The organism is Xenorhabdus siamensis (assembly GCF_037996745.1).
GTDB classification, from domain to species: domain Bacteria; phylum Pseudomonadota; class Gammaproteobacteria; order Enterobacterales; family Enterobacteriaceae; genus Xenorhabdus; species Xenorhabdus indica.
This window is the reverse complement of record NZ_JBBMXE010000017.1, coordinates 1-17,221: the sequence shown is the minus strand read 5'-3', so window position 1 is coordinate 17,221 and position 17,221 is coordinate 1. Positions and strand designations below refer to the sequence as shown.

The window sequence follows — 17,221 nt, the reverse complement described above, 5'->3', positions numbered from 1 at the left end:
ATAGCTTTATGGATCACGTTATATATACCGCTATGGGAGCCGCGCGCCAGACACTGGAGCATCAGGCCGTTACTGCTAACAATCTGGCGAATGCTTCGACGCCGGGCTTTAAAGCTCAGCTTGCTGCCTTGCGTGCTGTGCCAATTGAAGGTGAAACCCTACCTACCCGTACTTTGGTTGTTGCCTCCACTCCCGGCATGGATAGCCGTCAGGGGCCAATGAATTATACCGCTCGTCCATTGGATGTTGCTGTCGGACAAGGCGGCTATCTGGCTGTCCAGCTTGAAGATGGGGCAGAAGCCTATACCCGCAACGGCAATATCCAGATTTCACCAGAAGGGCAACTGATGGTGCAGGGGCGTATGTTGATGGGTGAAAACGGACCAATAGATGTTCCACCACAGGCTGAACTGACTATTGCAGCAGATGGTGCCATTTCTGCCCTGATTGCAAGCGATCCGCCGACTTTATTGGGGCAGATTGGCAAACTGAAAATCGTCAAACCGGAAGCGGGTCAAGTAGTGCGCGGTGATGATGGTTTGTTCCATTTAACGCCACAGGCGCGGGAACAACAAGGTGATGAACTGGCGGTGAGTACTGAAGTGAAAATCATGCCGGGTGTACTGGAAGGCAGCAATGTTAATCCAGTGGAAAGCATGGTGAACATGATCGCCAATGCGCGTCGTTTTGAGATGCAGATGAAAGTCATACACAGTTCCGATGAAAATGCTCAGCGGGCTAACCAGCTTCTCGCTATGAGCTAATCGGGGGGGATAAATTCATGATCCGATCTTTATGGATTGCCAAGACTGGGCTGGATGCTCAGCAAACAAATATGGATGTAATTGCCAACAACTTGGCAAACGTCAGCACTAATGGTTTTAAACGTCAGCGTGCGGTGTTTGAGGATTTACTTTATCAAACTGAACGCCAGTCCGGTGCGATGTCGTCCGAACAGACTAACCTGCCATCCGGTTTACAGATTGGTACAGGGGTTCGTCCGGTAGCGACTGAGCGATTGCACAGTCAGGGGAACCTGGCACAGACCAGTAAAAGTGAAGACGTGGCAATAAAGGGACAGGGTTTTTTCCAGATTCAGTTGCCTGATGGCACAACTGGCTATACCCGTGATGGTTCATTTCAGGTGGATCAGAATGGTCAATTAGTGACTGCCGGTGGTTTTCAGGTCGTGCCTGCCATCATCATTCCAGACAATGCCACTAAAATGAACATTGCCCGTGATGGTATCGTTAGCGTAAACGTGCAGGGGCAAAACGCGCTGCAGCAGGTTGGACAACTGACACTGACTACCTTTATTAATGAAAGCGGTCTGGAAAGCATCGGTGAGAACCTGTATCTGGAAACTAACAGTTCCGGTGTTCCGGTAGAAAATGCACCGGGCATCAATGGTGCCGGATTGCTCTACCAGGGGTATGTTGAAACCTCTAACGTCAATGTGGCGGAAGAACTGGTCAGTATGATTCAGGTTCAACGAGCCTACGAAATTAACAGTAAAGCAGTATCGACTTCAGATCAAATGCTGCAAAAACTGACTCAGTTATAACCTAATCATTAATCAGTGGGGGAATAAATTCCCCACGATTTCTACGATAAACTTAAGAGCATCGAAGATGGATACAATGCCCGTTGCTGAAAGCTATGCTGAAAAACATGCCGAAAAACATGTTGCTTATAGCTCTGCCGGTTTACGGAAAAACCGGGGGAATAAGCGGCATATCAGCAGAACTGTGGCGGTAATCGCATTGTCGGTACTGACATTAGGGGGATGTGCTTATATGCCGCACAAACCACTGGTGAAAGGGGTGACAACTGCCAAACCCGCCGAAGCACCTGCCCCAACGCCGAATGGTTCTGTTTTTCAGACTGTCCAGCCAGTCTATTACGGTTATCAGCCACTGTTTGAAGACCGTCGTCCACGCAATATCGGTGATACGCTGACGATTATCCTGCAAGAAAATGTCAGTGCCAGCAAAAACTCCTCAGCGAATGCCAGCCGTAATGGTAAAACCAGTTTCGCTGCTGCCTTGACTCCCCGTTTTTTACAGGGATTGATCGGTGGTGATAAAACTGATTTGGGCATGGAAGGTAATAATGAATTTGGCGGTAAAGGCGGGGCGAATGCAAACAATACTTTCAGGGGCACAATTACTGTGACCGTGGATCAATTGTTGGCAAACGGTAACCTGCATGTTGTCGGGGAAAAACAGATTGCTATCAATCAGGGAACGGAATTTATCCGCTTCTCTGGCGTTGTGAACCCGCGCACCATCACTGGTAACAATACAGTCAGCTCTAATCAGGTTGCAGATGCCCGCATTGAGTATGTTGGCGATGGTTATATCAATGAAGCGCAGCACATGGGGTGGTTACAGCGTTTCTTTATAAATATCTCACCGTTTTAAAAGAGGATGGTCAGGATGAAAAAATTAGTCGCCAGCCTTTTTACGTTTTTGCTGGTACTGTTCAACACATTCGTGCCGACCAGTGCTTTTGCTGAGCGCATTCGTGATTTGACGACCATTGAGGGCGTCAGAGATAACGCGCTGATTGGTTATGGCTTAGTGGTCGGGCTGGATGGCACGGGTGACCAGACCATGCAAACGCCTTTCACTACCCAAAGTTTAAGTAATATGTTGTCACAGTTGGGTATCACTGTGCCGCCCGGTACAAATATGCAGCTTAAGAACGTTGCTGCTGTTATGGTGACAGCCAAGTTGCCCCCATTTGCGCGTTCAGGGCAAAGCATTGACGTGGTCGTTTCCTCATTGGGTAATGCCAAAAGTCTGCGTGGTGGTACATTGCTGATGACTCCACTGAAGGGTGTTGATAATCAGGTATATGCACTGGCGCAGGGCAATATTCTGGTCGGTGGTGCGGGAGTGAGTGCAGGTGGCAACAGCCTTAAAATCAATCAACTTGCAGGCGGGCGAATTTCCAATGGTGCTGTCATTGAACGGGAGTTGCCAACGAAATTTGGTCAGAAAGGTATTCTGAATCTGCAATTGAATGAAGATGATTTTAGCCTGGCTCAGCAAATCAGTGATGCTGTCAACCGTCTGAACGGGGTAGGCACAGCAACAGCGCTGGATTCCCGCACGGTACAGTTACGTTTGCCGATAGAGAACAGCGAACAGGTGAAATTCCTGTCACAGGTTCAGAACCTGAATATTCGTGTCGATGCTGGCGACGCCAAAGTGATTTTCAACTCCCGTACAGGATCGGTGGTGATGAACCGCAATGTCACATTGGATAGCTGCGCAATTGCTCATGGCAGCCTGTCTGTGATTGTTGAACGTCAGACGGTAGTCAATCAGCCGAATACACCACTGGCAGGGGGAAATACTGTTGTGACCCGCAATACCGGGGTTGGTATTCAGGAGCAGGGCGGTGTGCTACAGAAAGTGAATGCCAGTGCAAACCTGACGCAGGTTATTCGTGCGCTGAATGTTTTGGGAGCAACACCGACAGACTTGATGTCTATTTTGCAGGCGATGGAAAGTGCAGGTTGCTTGCGGGCGAAGTTGGAGATTATTTGATGAATGATTTTCTGACGGTGCCGAATGTTGCTTACGATGTGAATTCACTCCATTCACTGAAAGCCAAATTGGCACAGGAACCACAACAGGGGCTACGGCAGGTAGCCCAACAACTGGAAGGCGTATTTGTTCAGATGATGCTGAAAAGTATGCGTTCCTCGTTGCCACAGGATGGCATATTGAGTAGTGACCAGACGCGTTTTTATACTTCGATGTACGATCAGCAGATTGCCCAGGATCTTTCTCAAAAAGGACTGGGATTTGCCGATATGATCGTCAAACAGTTTTCCGACGCTATTCCTAATACTACTATCCCTAATACTACTATTCCTAATACTAACAGCACTCCCAGTGAATTGGCCGGAACTGTGCCGACGCCATTGGATAATGAAATCCTGCATACCCTGCCAAAACAGGCTTTGGAGCAGTTTCTACGTCGGACAATGCCTGATAAATCACCCAATCGTGCAGCACAGTCGAAAACTCTGCCAATGACCAGGTCTTTGCCAATAACTGGGTCTTTGCCAATAAACAGTGCCAGCTTTGTTTCTATGCTTTCTGTGCCTGCGCAGATAGCCAGTCAGCAAAGTGGGATCCCCCATTTACTGATCATTGCACAAGCAGCGCTGGAATCTGGTTGGGGGCAACGGGAAATTTTGACTGAAGAGGGCAAGCCGAGTCATAACCTGTTTGGTGTCAAAGCAGGCAAGAGCTGGCAAGGACCTGTCACTCAGATCACGACAACCGAATACATTGCTGGTGAACCGAAGATAATACGTGACAGTTTCCGGGTTTATGACTCTTACCTGGAAGCTGTCACGGATTACGTCAAATTACTGGCGGAAAACCCGCGCTATGCCAAAGTCGCCCGGTCAACGACCGCAGAACAGGGAGCATACTCCTTGCAAGATGCAGGGTATGCCACAGACCCTGGTTATGCTGAGAAATTGGTATCACTGATCCAGCAATTAAAGCGTAGTGGCCATCAGATGGTAAAAGCCTATGACTATGATTTCGATAACTTGTTCTGACCGAACAGTCTAAGTCATTTTTGTTCAAGGATCAGAATATCCTGCCGATAACTTTTACAGATAATTTATCCCTTTCGTCTTTCAAGTTGCCTCTTGAAATCCATAGGGTATATACCGATAACAACAGTAGTTGGCCTCCCATGATGGAGGCATAACGAAAACGTAAAAGGATCTACACATGTCCAACAGTCTTATGAATACTGCCATGAGTGGTATTAATGCTGCGCAGGTGGTAATGAGTGTAGTGGGTAATAACATTGCCAACTCCAGAAGCGAAGGTTATAACCGACAGACCACCGTAATGACACAAAATAATGGAGCTATGTCACCTGCTGGTTTTGTGGGTAACGGTGTGACGGTGACTACCATTAACCGTGAGTATAGCGAGTTTACTAATCAGCAATACAACGCGGCGCAAACCAAACAATCTGCCTTAAAGGCTTATAACGAGCAAATTACCAAAATCAACAATTTGTTGGCAGATAAAGACACTAGCTTGTCGAACTCCATTGAAGACTTTTTCAAAAGCCTGGGGACGGTTGAAAGCAATGCAGAAGACAGCGCGGCAAGAACCACGGTGTTAGGCAAAGCGAAAGGTTTAGTCAGCCGATTTAAAGAAGCAGACGAATTTCTGCGTCAGGTTGATGACAGCATCAATTCTCAGATTGAGCAAAATGTTAAAGAAATCAACAAATACGCAGAAGAAATTGCCAAACTGAATAATGAAATCACCCGTATACGTGGTGTGGGTACAGGTGAACCGTTGGCATTGTTGGATAAACGTGATCTGGCGGTCAGCAAGTTAAATGAACTGGTGGAAGTGAATGTTACTCAGCAGGATGGCGAGGTTTATAACGTCTCATTCGGTGGCGGTATGTCACTGGTATCGGGTAGTAAATCCTATCGGATAGAAGCTATTCCATCCAGTACTGACAGTAGCCGTATTACGCTAGGTTATAACAATAGTACAGTGGGGACGAGAGAAATTGATGAGCGTTTCGTTTCAGGCGGCAAGTTGGGCGGGGTATTGCGCGTGCGCAGCGAAGTTGTCGATTCAACCCGCAATGAACTGAACCAACTGACGCTGGTCATGGCTGACCAATTTAACCAGGTGCAACATGGTGGCTTTGACCTGAAAGGTAAACCGGGCGTTGATTTCTTCAACGTCAGCAAACCGAATGTTGTTTCTAACAGTGATAACAAAGGTACGGCTGACATCAAGGTGGAATATAGTGATACCACCAAAGTGAAAGCTAGTGATTACACTCTCAAATATGAAAGTGGAGATTGGAAAATACAACGTCTTTCTGATCGCGAAATAGTTGCTGTGACTAAAAACGGCAATACGCTGGAATTTGATGGGCTGAAAGTAGAAATTGATGCTACTAGCGTACAGGATCACGATAAATACACACTGAAAACGGTCAGTAACGTCGTGGCTACGTTAGAATTGAATCTTAAGGATTCATCCCAATTGGCGACAGCGGCAGACAAAAAGGCTGGTCAAAGTGATAACCGCAACGCGAAGAAATTCCTTGAATTACAGGATAAACGTTTGGTGGATGGCAAGGCTTCCTTTGCCGGAGCATACGCCTCACTGGTAAGCACAGTGGGCAGCAAAGCCGATAGCGCAAATATCAGCGTTGAAACACAAGGTCATATCGTTGATAAACTGAAATCGACCCTTGAATCAATTTCCGTCGTTAATATGGACGAAGAATACGGCGAGCTGCAACGTATGCAACAGTACTATCTGGCAAACGCCCGTGTGATCCAGACGGCGACAACTTTATTCGATGCTATTTTGGGCATTCGCTGATAACTGTTTCTGATGGTAACTATTCTTGCTAGTCGCTATTCGCCGGTAACAAAAAGGAAATGATATTGTGCGTGTAAGTACGAATTTATTATACAGCCAAAAAATGAATGGGATTTTGGGCGCCCAATCCAAGTGGATGAAATATGGTGAACAACTGTCCAGCGGTCGCCGGGTAATTAATCCATCCGATGATCCTTTGGCTGCATCACAAAGCATCATGGTTTCTCAATCTGAATCGAAAAACCAGCAGTTTATGACTGCTCGTATTTTTGCCAAAAATGCCATGTCATCCCAACTGAGCATTACTTCTGATGTCGTTAAGGTGGTAGCTAATGTGTTTGAGACTTTAGTTGCGGCGGCGGATGAGCAGAGTGAGCAGGATCGTGAATCCTATGCGCAGCAATTGGAAGGTTTTAAACAAGCGCTGCTGAACCTCGGCAATAAAACTGACGGTAATGGCCGTTATATTTTTGCTGGTTATAAAACGGATAAGCCGCCTTTTGTAGCAGATAAAGATGGCAAAATCAGTTACGTCGGAGGTTACGAAGCAATCACCCAGAAAGTGGATGATAACCGCACAATGGTGATTGCTCATACCGGACAGCAAGTCTTCTTATCAGCGACATCCAACCCAATTAAAGAGCCTGATGGCAGTCCGAGTGAATCTGATGTTTTTGCCTCCATTGATATGGCAATCAAAGCGTTGAGATCGCCATACAGTTTAGCGACTGAAGAGCAGAAAAACGAAGCTAATGAGCTGATGAATAAAGCTAACCGTGGGATCCGTAACAGCCAGAATAACTTCTCTTCTGTGGAAGCCGTACTTGGTTTACAACTTCAGGAATTGGATAAACTGGATTTTTTGGGGAATGAACGTAGTATTGCCAATAAAGTTCGCTCTGGGGAATTGGTCGATGTGGATTGGACTGCGACTATTTCCAGCTATTTCCAACAACAGGTTGCTTTGCAGGCTTCTTTTAAAGTGTTTACAGACTTAAAAGGAATGTCTCTGTTTGAGATGTATCGATAATTAAGTCTAATGTGAGATTGTGATTTTTAGGCTCTTGGCTCTTATCTGTTTGTTAATTAAACGGATAAGGGCTTATTCCTTTCCTCTGTGTTTTTATCACGCTTTTTTTATCACGCATTATTATTAATAGCCTAAATTTATTATACCTCTTAGGGGGTATTGAATTTTTCTTCTCCGACAAATCCTGGTTTTTCTATTCATCATATTATTTTATCTTGTGATCAAGATCTGATCTTTGGCAGGCCGAGAGAATGCCGTATTAAGTTTTTTGATATAAACGTTTCAGATTTAATTTAATGAGCTTAAGAAAGGATTAAATCTCGTCTTATGCCTTATAAACAGATGAGAAAAATAAATGAGCATGAAAATTATAAATATACTCGCCTGTATCACCTTTATTTTGTTCAGTACTATATTGATAGGATGTTTGTCAACTGTTGATTTTGAGTGGACGATCGGGGAAGAAGGGATCAATACCGTTTGTGATGTGGTCAGTTCTTTTGTTATCAATGATGACAGAATATTGACAGCACCATTATGTCTTTTTTTTCTATTGCCATTTATGTTGGTATTTGCAGTGAAAGGCATCAAAGCATTTTCACTGTGCAAGTTGAAATCGATCAGTTATGTACTGGTTGCAGGATTTTCAATGGGATATTGGTATTGGATGTTCTTTGGTCGGTTTATCGGGTGTTCATTCGCGACATATTAATCTGATATGTCCTTTAACCAGTCTAATTACCTAAAATGGTTATTTATTGGGAGATGACAGGAATTTATCTCCCAATAAATAACAACCAAAATATTTTTTAATCTTCTTTTGATAGTGACGAGAGGGTTATAATCGTAAAGTTTAGTCATAGAGTCAGTTATTTGATTAATAAGGTATATTTATTGTGATGCGATTTGGCGCTTATTGATAGAGCTATACGTTAAGATCAATGTCAAAACCGATAGTAGAGCGATAGCCCCTCTTTTTAGGATCTATCAATTTGGCCAGAGCTTTGATTTTTTCTTGTCTGACTAAATACAAATCAGGCTCATATAAATGATAAAATTTCTGTATTTCATTGATGAAATTATTTTTGTTAATTCCAACTTGTTCTAAATTGAATATGTTAATAGGTGCTTTATTTTTATGTGGCATTTTTATCCCTTATCGTATATATAAAAAATATGTTGTTGCGTTTTTTTAAGGGTGATAAGCTTATATGCTCTTCCCCTTTCAAATTCTCAGTCTGAAAGCTATAAGGTATAAAATTTAAATATTTATTAGATTTTATTTTTGATTCTTGGTGATGAAAACTTATTTGTCAATATATTAAAACCGTATATATGATGTAGATCAATAATAACTATTTGTTGAAGAATGGGTAACGTTGATATATCTTTTGGGTTCATTTTTACTTCTGTAATAATTTGAATATGGATGAATTCAATCTTGAAAAAAGAGTGTCTGCAATTGCAGCTTTACTGGCAGATAGCACTCGTACCCGAATATTATTTTTAATGATGGATGGTCGTGCTTATACTGCTACTGAATTAAGTGCTGTTGCTGATGTGGCTCCTTCGACAATGAGTACTCATTTAAGTCGATTGGTAGAACAAAATCTGGTGATTTGCATTAAACAGGGAAGATTCCGTTATTTTAAAATTCACAGTGAAGACGTTGCTGTATTATTGGAAAACATGATGTGTTTTGCTAATAGCGAAGATATGGGCACTATCAAAATTTCCACACCAAAATCACTGCGCTTTTTCCGAACTTGTTATGACCATATGGCAGGAGAGGTGGCAGTAAAAATTCACAATAGTTTGCTTGTGCTTGTGCTTGTGCTTGTCTGGATTGGAGTGAGCGGTATTTTCATCTGAGTGGTTTTTTGGGCGCCTCTTTGCTGAAAACTTTTCTGCAAAAAAAGTGGGCTGTCAAACAGTTAGATAGCCGTGAGCTGAAATTGACAGAGCAGGGAAGAAGAGTCGTTCAGCAGAAGTTTGGCGTTGGAATATAGGCGGTGTATACCCTATGGGTTTCAAGAGGTAACTTGAAAGACGACGGGGATAAGTTAAACCGCCATATTTTTGTAATCACGATGCCATACATTTCACAATTCAATACCCTGATAACCAGCTAAAATTCGTTCCCATTCCTGCTGAGCAAACCATTTCTGGGTTTCTCCGTTGTAATGCATATCATCGGAGATAAATACGCCAAATTGAGTGGCTATGCCGTTGTAGTTTGGGGCATTTCTGGCATCAACCAGTGTTCGGTATTCAGGATTGGCGGCGATAACACTATTAATTGCCTCGGTTACGTAACTGATATTAATGGGATCAAACCAAACTGAAAGTGGGTAATAAAATCGCCATGGTATGTTGCGGGAGCCTATGGCATCACTGAGGCCAGTGATAATACGGATAAAATTCATCTCTGATGCTTTTGCTGCTGCTAAGCTTTCAGTTTCTGCTTCCCACTGATTCCAGTGAACAGCCAGTATACGAGGATTTTTACCCATTTTACGCAGGGAATTGACCGCCATACGTAATGTTCTGACGGCGCGGGGATAGAGCGAGTCCACATCGTCAGGATCTCGTTCTGGTGCCCAGCGATTATCGGGAATATCAGGCAAATACATACCCTGTCCACCGTAACCCATCAGAACGACATAAAGATCAGGCAAACTAAGTGTGTTACCTGCGTCGATATGATCTTGCCAGTGGCGGGCGAAACGATTTGCGAGATTGACAGGGTGATCCTGATTACCACGTAGCAGACCGCTGGGAGCACCAATATTGGCATGACCAAAACTGGTTAACCCCGTCCAATTAATTGTGGAAAAATTAACGCTATAAACTTCTGGCAAGGATAAGGTAAATACGTTTTCTAAACCCTGAATAATTGCTTCATCTGATGATAATTCAGTACCATGACCATAACTGTTTGATTGGCCAAGGACGATTAATAATGGCGCGTCATTATTTCTCCACAGAGGATATATTTTTTCAGAAAGGGATGATTTTTTATCTATCATTACGATCTCCTTTAGTGTTTTTTTCTATGCTTAATTGATATAAAGATGGTATTTTTCACACATAATAGAAACTAACTTTTTTGTTAAAAAGATCAATCAATAGATAATATGCTTTAAATATCTTATTTAATAAGATACCCAGTATGAGTGTTGAATTTTAAAAGAATGATTCATTAATTATTATAACTTGCATTCTTACATATTTATAAATGTAATTTTTCCCCACTTGTCCCCCCCTACACAAAGGTAATAAATTCATTCAATCATTATCACTCATTAATATATTCGTTCTGTTTAGCAGCGAGAGTATATTTAACCATCTCAGTAGCCTGTCGATTTTTGAATTACATTTATCAGAGGGGATTATTTATACTAAAGCGGATAGGTGAATAGCTTATATGATATAGCAGTTATCATTTTAGAACTCCATTAATGATGAGTAATAGTAATGCTTATTTTAAATGATTTCATTAAAAGGGGGAAATATGAAAATTTTATTTAGTATCGTTTTAATGGCCTTATCTTTAATAACAAATCCAGCTATGGCTAGCCATAAGGCTGATATAGATTTTATAAACGAATCATCCAGTACATCTAATAGTATTTATATTGTGAAAAAGAATAATTGGTGCATGTCTGATCCTGGCCCAGACAAAATAATCATTTCTCGACCTGTACTTTCAAATATATCAAAAGTCTCTATACCTATTGAAACACAAGCTTGTACATTGTTTCAATGGAGGGAAATAGATTGGAAAGTAAATTATGGAGTTAGCGCAAGCCCTGAAAGTCCCGGAGCTTGCGATTTGAAATGGATTCTTTGGCCGAAATGGGTATGGAACAACGTTGGTTGGCGTTGGCAAATTGAGAGTAATTGTCCCATAAAAAGTGCAAAGTGTAGTAAAGACAATGGCAGAGGCCGTCTTGATATGTTCGATTGTTTAAACAAGGAAGTCTCGTTCAGCGATGCCAATGGAGACAAGGGAAGGGTAGAAATAGTTTTTAATTTTGAAGGATAATTAGAGTTTAATTATTTGTATTAGCTCAGACTTGACCTGACAGTTACCGGTTATTTATACAGGTGTCTGTCAGGTTAAATCTAGTTCAGATTTTTTTCTGCCCAGAGTCGTTTTCCATCTAGTCATGTTTCCATTGGTGTTCGACCACAACACATTTTACCTTGATGTGTTCTTTCATTATTGTAGTGCCATAACCCGTTGTCCAGATCCGATTGCAGACTTTCCAGATCACCATACAGCTTTTTGCGGAACGTGATTTGGTAAAACTCTTGTAAAATCGTTTTATGGAACCGTTCACAGATACCATTAGTTTGCGGAGACATCGCCTTCGTTTTGGTATGGTCGATATCATTAATCGCTAAATAAAGTTGATAATCATGATGTTCAACTCGACCACAGAACTCAGTTCCTCTATCCGTCAGTATTCTTAGCATTGGCAGCTGGTGAGATTGATAGAACGGTAATACACGGTCATTTAACAAGTCTGCTGCCGTAATCGGTGTTTTGCTCGTGTACAGCTTACAATGCGCAACTTTCGAATACGTATCGATGAATGTTTGCTGATAAATACGCCCAACCCCTTTCAGATTACCCACGTAGAAAGTATCTTGTGAGCCTAAATAGCCAGGATGAGCTGTTTCGATTTCACCACAAGCCTCGTCATCATGGGCTTTCTTCTCAAGGGCGGTGATTTGAGCGTCATTGAGTGTAATACCTTCTTCAGCAACTTTAGCTTCAAGGGCTTTGAGCCGTTTTGCAAAGTTCTCAAGGTTGTTCCTGAGCCAGATAGAGCGTACACCACTTCCTGAGATGAAAATGCCTTTTTGTCGTAACTCATTACTGGTTCGATGTTGCCCGTGAGCAGGGAACTCTACCGCATGTTCAACAACGGCACGCTTAGTCGTCTCATCCGCTCTATTTTTAAAATTAGGAACACGACGGCTTTGGTTGATAAGATTATCAATACCGCCTTCTTGGGCAAGTTCTTGATAACGATAAAACGTATCGCGTGATACGCCCATCACTTTGCAAGCTTTAGAAACGTTGCCGAGTTCTTCCGCTAAATTAAGTAAACCGACTTTGTGTTTAATAATAGGATTGTTAGTATATAGCATGAGAGTTACCTCGTGTTTTGTTTAAGATTTGGACATCTCTATCAAAACCGGTAACTCTCAACTTTTCAAGTTGAATTGTCAGATCAAGTTTGAACTACTACAGATAATGTGTTGTCTAATAACTGGTCGAAATAATTTTTTCCTCTTACTCCTGATTCTGTCTTCTTTTGAATTATATAGGTAGTGTAACTATCACCGAAAGCATCAATCAAACGAGCAGCTCAGTAACCTATATACAAATATTTGGTCATGTATTCAAAGCGTTGATCACCCTCAAACATAATATTCACGTTCAATGAAAGTGCCGATGATTTTGTCATGCATTTCAGGTGATTTTGAATAACTGAGTGTTTTACGGTTCAGGCGCTTTATTCAGTTATGTAAGGTTAAGTTTTCGCGTTCGATACGTTGAGTAAAATATTTTCCAACCAGATGGTTGGCTGAAGGCAGTAAATTATAGGCACGGTAAGAATAATTGAGCGGGAAAGTACGATGATAGGATAAACAACGATAACGCTGATGACCACCTTTGCCAATACTGTGTTTTTTAACGTCCTTCGTTTGGTGACAAAATCGACATATTACTTCCACTGTAGCCATGTATGTTATCTCGCAAAAAGAGGCATTGTAGATGAAGAACAACATATTAAATACATGACCGTTCCAATGATAGCAATTGTTACAAAAAATGCCCTGTTATGCTGGGTATCATTGATATTTGTCATATAACATATTCCGTTTTCCAATAAAAATAATATAAAAAACAAAATTACCCATATATAAACAATAAAAAACTAATAAATACACTAAAAATTAGTATTTTAGCATATGATTGTGTTTTTTATGTGCGTATTGCATTAATAATTTCAATCTAAGATACTGTCCAAAAGTCAAACAAAATAAATTTTAAGTTAAAATATCTGATCAACCAGATTGGACTAAAATAATAACTTATTTAAATCATCACATTGAAATAAAAATCCAGAGATAATATGTTAATGTAACCAATAAAAAATATAACTGATGGTCAGAAATAACATAACTAAAAATTTTTTTTGGGAAAAATCACGACCTACTAAGGTGCCACCTATTTTATTTTGATGGAATATTGTTATGAAATTTATTGCTAGTAATGATTTAAAAATAAAAAATAAACGTTCTGCACTAATTATAGCGGGTACATCAGGAATAGGAGAGTCTGTGATTCATGATCTAATTATGCAAGATTATGATGTCACATTTACTTGGTGGAAAGGAAATTCCAAAGCAAAAAAACTAGAAGAAAAATACGGCACTCACATAAAATCAGTGCAGCTTAATTTAATGAATGAAGAAAGCGTCATGAAATTTTGTCAACGTATTGAGAGAGAAAAAATCAATGTAACAATTTATTGTGCTGGAGTTAATCCTGCTAAACTGTGTGATAATTTAGAGCCGAAAACTATAAAAAATATCACATGGATAAATTTTATTTCTGCTACACTGATCTTTAATATTATTGCTAATAATATGAAATTACACAAAGAATCAGAAACAAAATTTATTTATATCAGTTCTGTAGCGGCCCACAAGATAAATGTTGGTAACAGTATTTATGGTGCAACAAAAATAGCTATGGAACGATATATGTCCAATATAGCATTAGAGTTTGCACGATTTAACATACGAACTTTATGCCTTAGTCCAGGTTACATAAAAACACGTATGCTAGAAGAATATTGCAATAATAAAGGTATCACTTTACATGATATTGAAAAAAACATCCCCACCCGTCAACTACTTTTACCACAAGACATTGTTAATACTATAAACTCTTTTATTAACAACCAAATAACTACTACAGGTATCACATTAACATTAGGAAACGGTGAGAGGTTAATCTAATATGTATATTTCTGTGATAGAAAAAATATTTAAAGATGTGATGTACATTAGTGAAGATACAAAAATTGACATCAATAAGTCATTATTCCTAGATTATGATATGACATCTATTGATTTTATTGATTTTTCTTTCGAGTTGAAGAAAAAAATTAATATTGAACTTGCACCTGATATTTTATGGCCTATAAATAAAATGGCTACATTGGAAGAAAACTATTCATTTAAAGATAAAAAATGGACATCAGAAGGAATTTCTCGTTTAAACGAGCATCTAATGTTTTTAGATAACTCTAGAATTAATGATCCAAAAATAGAATTTAAAGAATTATACAAATATTTCACCATCTCTTATATAAATAAAAAGATAATTAATTCCATAAATAATTTGGGATGAAAAATGAGAAAGTCTTATATTAAAAACTATGGTGTTTATCATCAGTATGCTAAAAGTAGCACTGATTTACTATCATTAATGATCTCTAAAACTGCTAGAAGCTTTCCATTAGTAGATGTTTATTCTGTTCCAGAAATTTTAATCAGTGATCTTACACAGATTAAACGAGAGGATAGAGCTGTATTAAATACCATATCTAAATTATCAATCAATGCATTAGCTGATTTGGGACAAAAAATTAATCTTGAGTCTTTATCAAAAGCAGTACTTTACTCAGCTTGTGATAGTGAAGAGCATAATTTGCATACGTTAAAAGAGATTGTTCATAAAGGGATTAATGATTTTTGGAAAAACTTATCCTACTTTAAAAAATTAAATAATCCATTGGAAATGCTTCGGATGTTACCAACTAACCCCCTCTATCATATTTCAAAAATATTATCTAATCATGAAGAAGGTATTCCTTTGCGTGCTGCATCATTAAGTGGTATGAGTGCATTAAAAATGGCACAAGAAGATATTATTCATAATGATGTTAAGCAAGGCGCATTAATTATAAACAGTGCTAATATGTTAAGTTCTGATATTTTAACTGTGTTTGGCAGATTCGGCGAAATCCGCAATGACGCGTCGATGAACTCAGGAATTATTCCTAGCTGGGGTAGTGTTATCCTCCATTTGGATCACGATCCACATGGAGCGCTAGCTGAGATAATTTCTATAAATATTCATTATGCACCGAAAGTAAAATACACTCATGAAGATTGGGTAAACCTTTTTGTCCAACAAAAAAATAAACACGGAGCTCCAGATATAATAATTAGTTATGATAACGGAATATTAGAGCAAAAAGATTCAGAATATAATTCAATAGAAAAAATATTCCCTAATACAAAAATCATTAATTATAAATCAATCACAGGTTACACAGGAAGGTTAAATAACATTCTTGACATTTTATGTTGTCTGAATGATCCGGAAATTCCAAACGGCACCAGATTATTATTAAATGGAACTGGAATAAATTATGGTTTGGGATGTATATTTTTAACTAAAAAAGTGACATAAATATGGATAAAAACTTATCTTATGATCCATTGTGTATTAGTACATATAGTGCAGTTACCCCAATAGGTAATACACTTGAAGAAATATATTTTAATTTAAAAAATAATATTAGTGGAATTAAGCTTATTAAAAAATTTGACCATCATTCTTTGAATTCATCTTATGCAGGCATTCCAGATGAGGGAAATGAGTTCATTCAATGGCCAAAGAAAAAACATTTTCGCAATGGTGAACTCTTTTATGCAGAAAAAGCAATAGCTGAACTCTCCCGTCAAATAACGCTATCTGACTATTATTCAGACAATGAAATAGGTTGTATAATTGGCACGGATGAACCTGCTATGGACGTAGAGCAGTGTATTGAATTTACTAATAAATTGCCATCTAATGCCACTAGAGAAGATCGTATCAAAGCAGCAATTGAACATTTTAAAATCAGCGAACTATTCGACCTAGACTGCGGAGCCATTCTCAAATCTATTCATAATACTGTTCCGTTCACTGGCATCAGTTTTGCGCATCTTGGATTATGTTCTGCCTCAACGCAAAGTATCGGATTGGCTATGCGTGCTATTCAGAGAGGCCAGATAAAAGCGGCTATCACAGGTGGTGTTTCTGCTAAGGTTACACCGCTAAATATGGCTCGTTTAGAAGGGATGGGGGTTATTACTACTGATAATCGTTATACGGGATCACAACTGTCACGTCCTTTTGAGCGTAATCGTAGTGGTTTTGTATTAGCAGAAGGTGCCGTTTTTTTTGTCATTGAAAAAGAATCAGCCGTTCGAGCACGCCAAGGAATACCACTAGTGCGGTTATTGGGATATGGCAGTTCACTGTGCGCTGAAAATATAGTGGCACCACACCATGATGAGTTAGAAATGAGGCTATCAATGGAAAGGGCACTGAAGGACGCAAAGATCGCTAAGAGTTGTATCGATTTTGTTAGTGCTCACGGTACATCAACGGTACAAAACGATATTCATGAATCTCGAGCTATTTCCAGAGTATTTGGTGAACATCAACCGGCAATTATTGCAACCAAATCAAATCATGGTCATCTGATCGCCACCGCTGGTGCTATGGAGATACTTACGGTTATTGTGGCATTTCAACATAATTTCCTGCCGGGTATTCTAAATCTTAATGAACCAGACCCTATGTTACCGGAACATATTTCGTTAGTTAAGCAGCATACCTATATGCCATTGCATTATGCGATTAAAAATTCATTTGGTATGGGTGGCAGTGCAGCCAGCTTAGTATTAACCCCAA

16 protein-coding genes and 3 pseudogenes are annotated in these 17,221 nt (G+C 39.9%); 14 read left to right on the top strand and 5 right to left on the bottom strand.

Annotated elements, in window-relative coordinates; translation table 11 throughout:
- Positions 1–8: 8 nt before the first annotated feature.
- The 8 genes from AAC852_RS16670 (at position 9) to AAC852_RS16635 (ending at position 8,149) form a co-directional block, all read left to right on the top strand.
- Complete coding sequence (locus AAC852_RS16670; protein ID WP_340621968.1) at positions 9–764, top strand: flagellar basal body rod protein FlgF; 756 nt, start codon at positions 9–11, stop codon at positions 762–764.
- Between the two features lie 17 nt (positions 765–781).
- Positions 782–1,564: a flagellar basal-body rod protein FlgG gene (gene flgG, locus AAC852_RS16665; RefSeq protein ID WP_340621967.1), complete on the top strand. Its 783-nt coding sequence runs from the start codon at positions 782–784 to the stop codon at positions 1,562–1,564.
- Positions 1,565–1,631: 67 nt separating this feature from the next.
- A complete protein-coding gene (locus AAC852_RS16660) occupies positions 1,632–2,423 on the top strand; it encodes a flagellar basal body L-ring protein FlgH (RefSeq protein WP_340621966.1) in 792 nt (263 codons plus the stop codon).
- A gap of 15 nt (positions 2,424–2,438) precedes the next feature.
- The gene (locus AAC852_RS16655; RefSeq protein ID WP_340621965.1) at positions 2,439–3,557 is read left to right on the top strand and encodes a flagellar basal body P-ring protein FlgI; all 1,119 of its coding nucleotides are present in this window, start codon (positions 2,439–2,441) and stop codon (positions 3,555–3,557) included.
- A complete protein-coding gene (gene flgJ, locus AAC852_RS16650; RefSeq protein WP_340621964.1) occupies positions 3,557–4,588 on the top strand; it encodes a flagellar assembly peptidoglycan hydrolase FlgJ in 1,032 nt (343 codons plus the stop codon). Before AAC852_RS16655 ends, flgJ begins: the two co-directional genes overlap by 1 nt.
- A gap of 178 nt (positions 4,589–4,766) precedes the next feature.
- The gene (gene flgK, locus AAC852_RS16645; RefSeq protein ID WP_340621963.1) at positions 4,767–6,407 is read left to right on the top strand and encodes a flagellar hook-associated protein FlgK; all 1,641 of its coding nucleotides are present in this window, start codon (positions 4,767–4,769) and stop codon (positions 6,405–6,407) included.
- 67 nt (positions 6,408–6,474) lie between these two features.
- Positions 6,475–7,437: a flagellar hook-associated protein FlgL gene (gene flgL / locus AAC852_RS16640; protein ID WP_340621962.1), complete on the top strand. Its 963-nt coding sequence runs from the start codon at positions 6,475–6,477 to the stop codon at positions 7,435–7,437.
- 355 nt (positions 7,438–7,792) lie between these two features.
- Positions 7,793–8,149 carry a DUF2645 family protein gene (locus tag AAC852_RS16635; RefSeq protein WP_340621961.1) on the top strand — a complete coding sequence of 119 codons (357 nt, stop codon included), beginning with the start codon at positions 7,793–7,795 and terminating at the stop codon, positions 8,147–8,149.
- 213 nt (positions 8,150–8,362) lie between these two features.
- Here the strand turns inward: AAC852_RS16635 and AAC852_RS16630 are convergent, their stop codons facing one another.
- Positions 8,363–8,584, bottom strand: coding sequence for a hypothetical protein (locus tag AAC852_RS16630; protein WP_340621960.1), 222 nt, complete (start codon positions 8,582–8,584; stop codon positions 8,363–8,365).
- A gap of 278 nt (positions 8,585–8,862) precedes the next feature.
- Between AAC852_RS16630 and AAC852_RS16625 the strand changes: the two are divergent.
- Positions 8,863–9,446: pseudogene (locus AAC852_RS16625) on the top strand (ArsR/SmtB family transcription factor).
- A gap of 93 nt (positions 9,447–9,539) precedes the next feature.
- Here AAC852_RS16625 and AAC852_RS16620 read toward each other — a convergent pair.
- Entirely contained in the window at positions 9,540–10,466 is a 927-nt protein-coding gene (locus AAC852_RS16620; protein WP_340621959.1) for a sialate O-acetylesterase, read from the bottom strand.
- Between the two features lie 485 nt (positions 10,467–10,951).
- Here AAC852_RS16620 and AAC852_RS16615 point away from each other — a divergent pair, with 485 nt between their 5' ends.
- A complete protein-coding gene (locus AAC852_RS16615; protein ID WP_340621958.1) occupies positions 10,952–11,485 on the top strand; it encodes a hypothetical protein in 534 nt (177 codons plus the stop codon).
- Positions 11,486–11,607: 122 nt separating this feature from the next.
- Here the strand turns inward: AAC852_RS16615 and AAC852_RS16610 are convergent, their stop codons facing one another.
- The 3 genes and pseudogenes from AAC852_RS16610 to AAC852_RS20190 all read right to left on the bottom strand — a co-directional run.
- A complete protein-coding gene (locus AAC852_RS16610; RefSeq protein ID WP_422824316.1) occupies positions 11,608–12,600 on the bottom strand; it encodes an IS481 family transposase in 993 nt (330 codons plus the stop codon).
- 273 nt (positions 12,601–12,873) lie between these two features.
- Positions 12,874–13,071 (bottom strand): annotated as a pseudogene (locus AAC852_RS20195) (IS1 family transposase); the annotation flags it as partial.
- 39 nt (positions 13,072–13,110) lie between these two features.
- Positions 13,111–13,200, bottom strand: a pseudogene (locus tag AAC852_RS20190) (IS1 family transposase); the annotation flags it as partial.
- Positions 13,201–13,713: 513 nt separating this feature from the next.
- On the opposite strand from AAC852_RS20190, the gene AAC852_RS16600 reads away from it, so the two are divergent.
- From AAC852_RS16600 to AAC852_RS16585, 4 genes are all read left to right on the top strand, one after another.
- The gene (locus tag AAC852_RS16600; RefSeq protein WP_340621957.1) at positions 13,714–14,484 is read left to right on the top strand and encodes an SDR family oxidoreductase; all 771 of its coding nucleotides are present in this window, start codon (positions 13,714–13,716) and stop codon (positions 14,482–14,484) included.
- A 1-nt stretch (position 14,485) separates the two neighbouring features.
- Positions 14,486–14,878: an acyl carrier protein gene (locus AAC852_RS16595; protein WP_340621956.1), complete on the top strand. Its 393-nt coding sequence runs from the start codon at positions 14,486–14,488 to the stop codon at positions 14,876–14,878.
- A 3-nt stretch (positions 14,879–14,881) separates the two neighbouring features.
- Positions 14,882–15,946, top strand: coding sequence for a hypothetical protein (locus AAC852_RS16590; RefSeq protein WP_340621955.1), 1,065 nt, complete (start codon positions 14,882–14,884; stop codon positions 15,944–15,946).
- Between the two features lie 2 nt (positions 15,947–15,948).
- Positions 15,949–17,221, top strand: a 1,273-nt coding sequence (locus tag AAC852_RS16585; protein ID WP_340621954.1) for a beta-ketoacyl-[acyl-carrier-protein] synthase family protein, incomplete at its 3' end; no start/stop codon positions are given.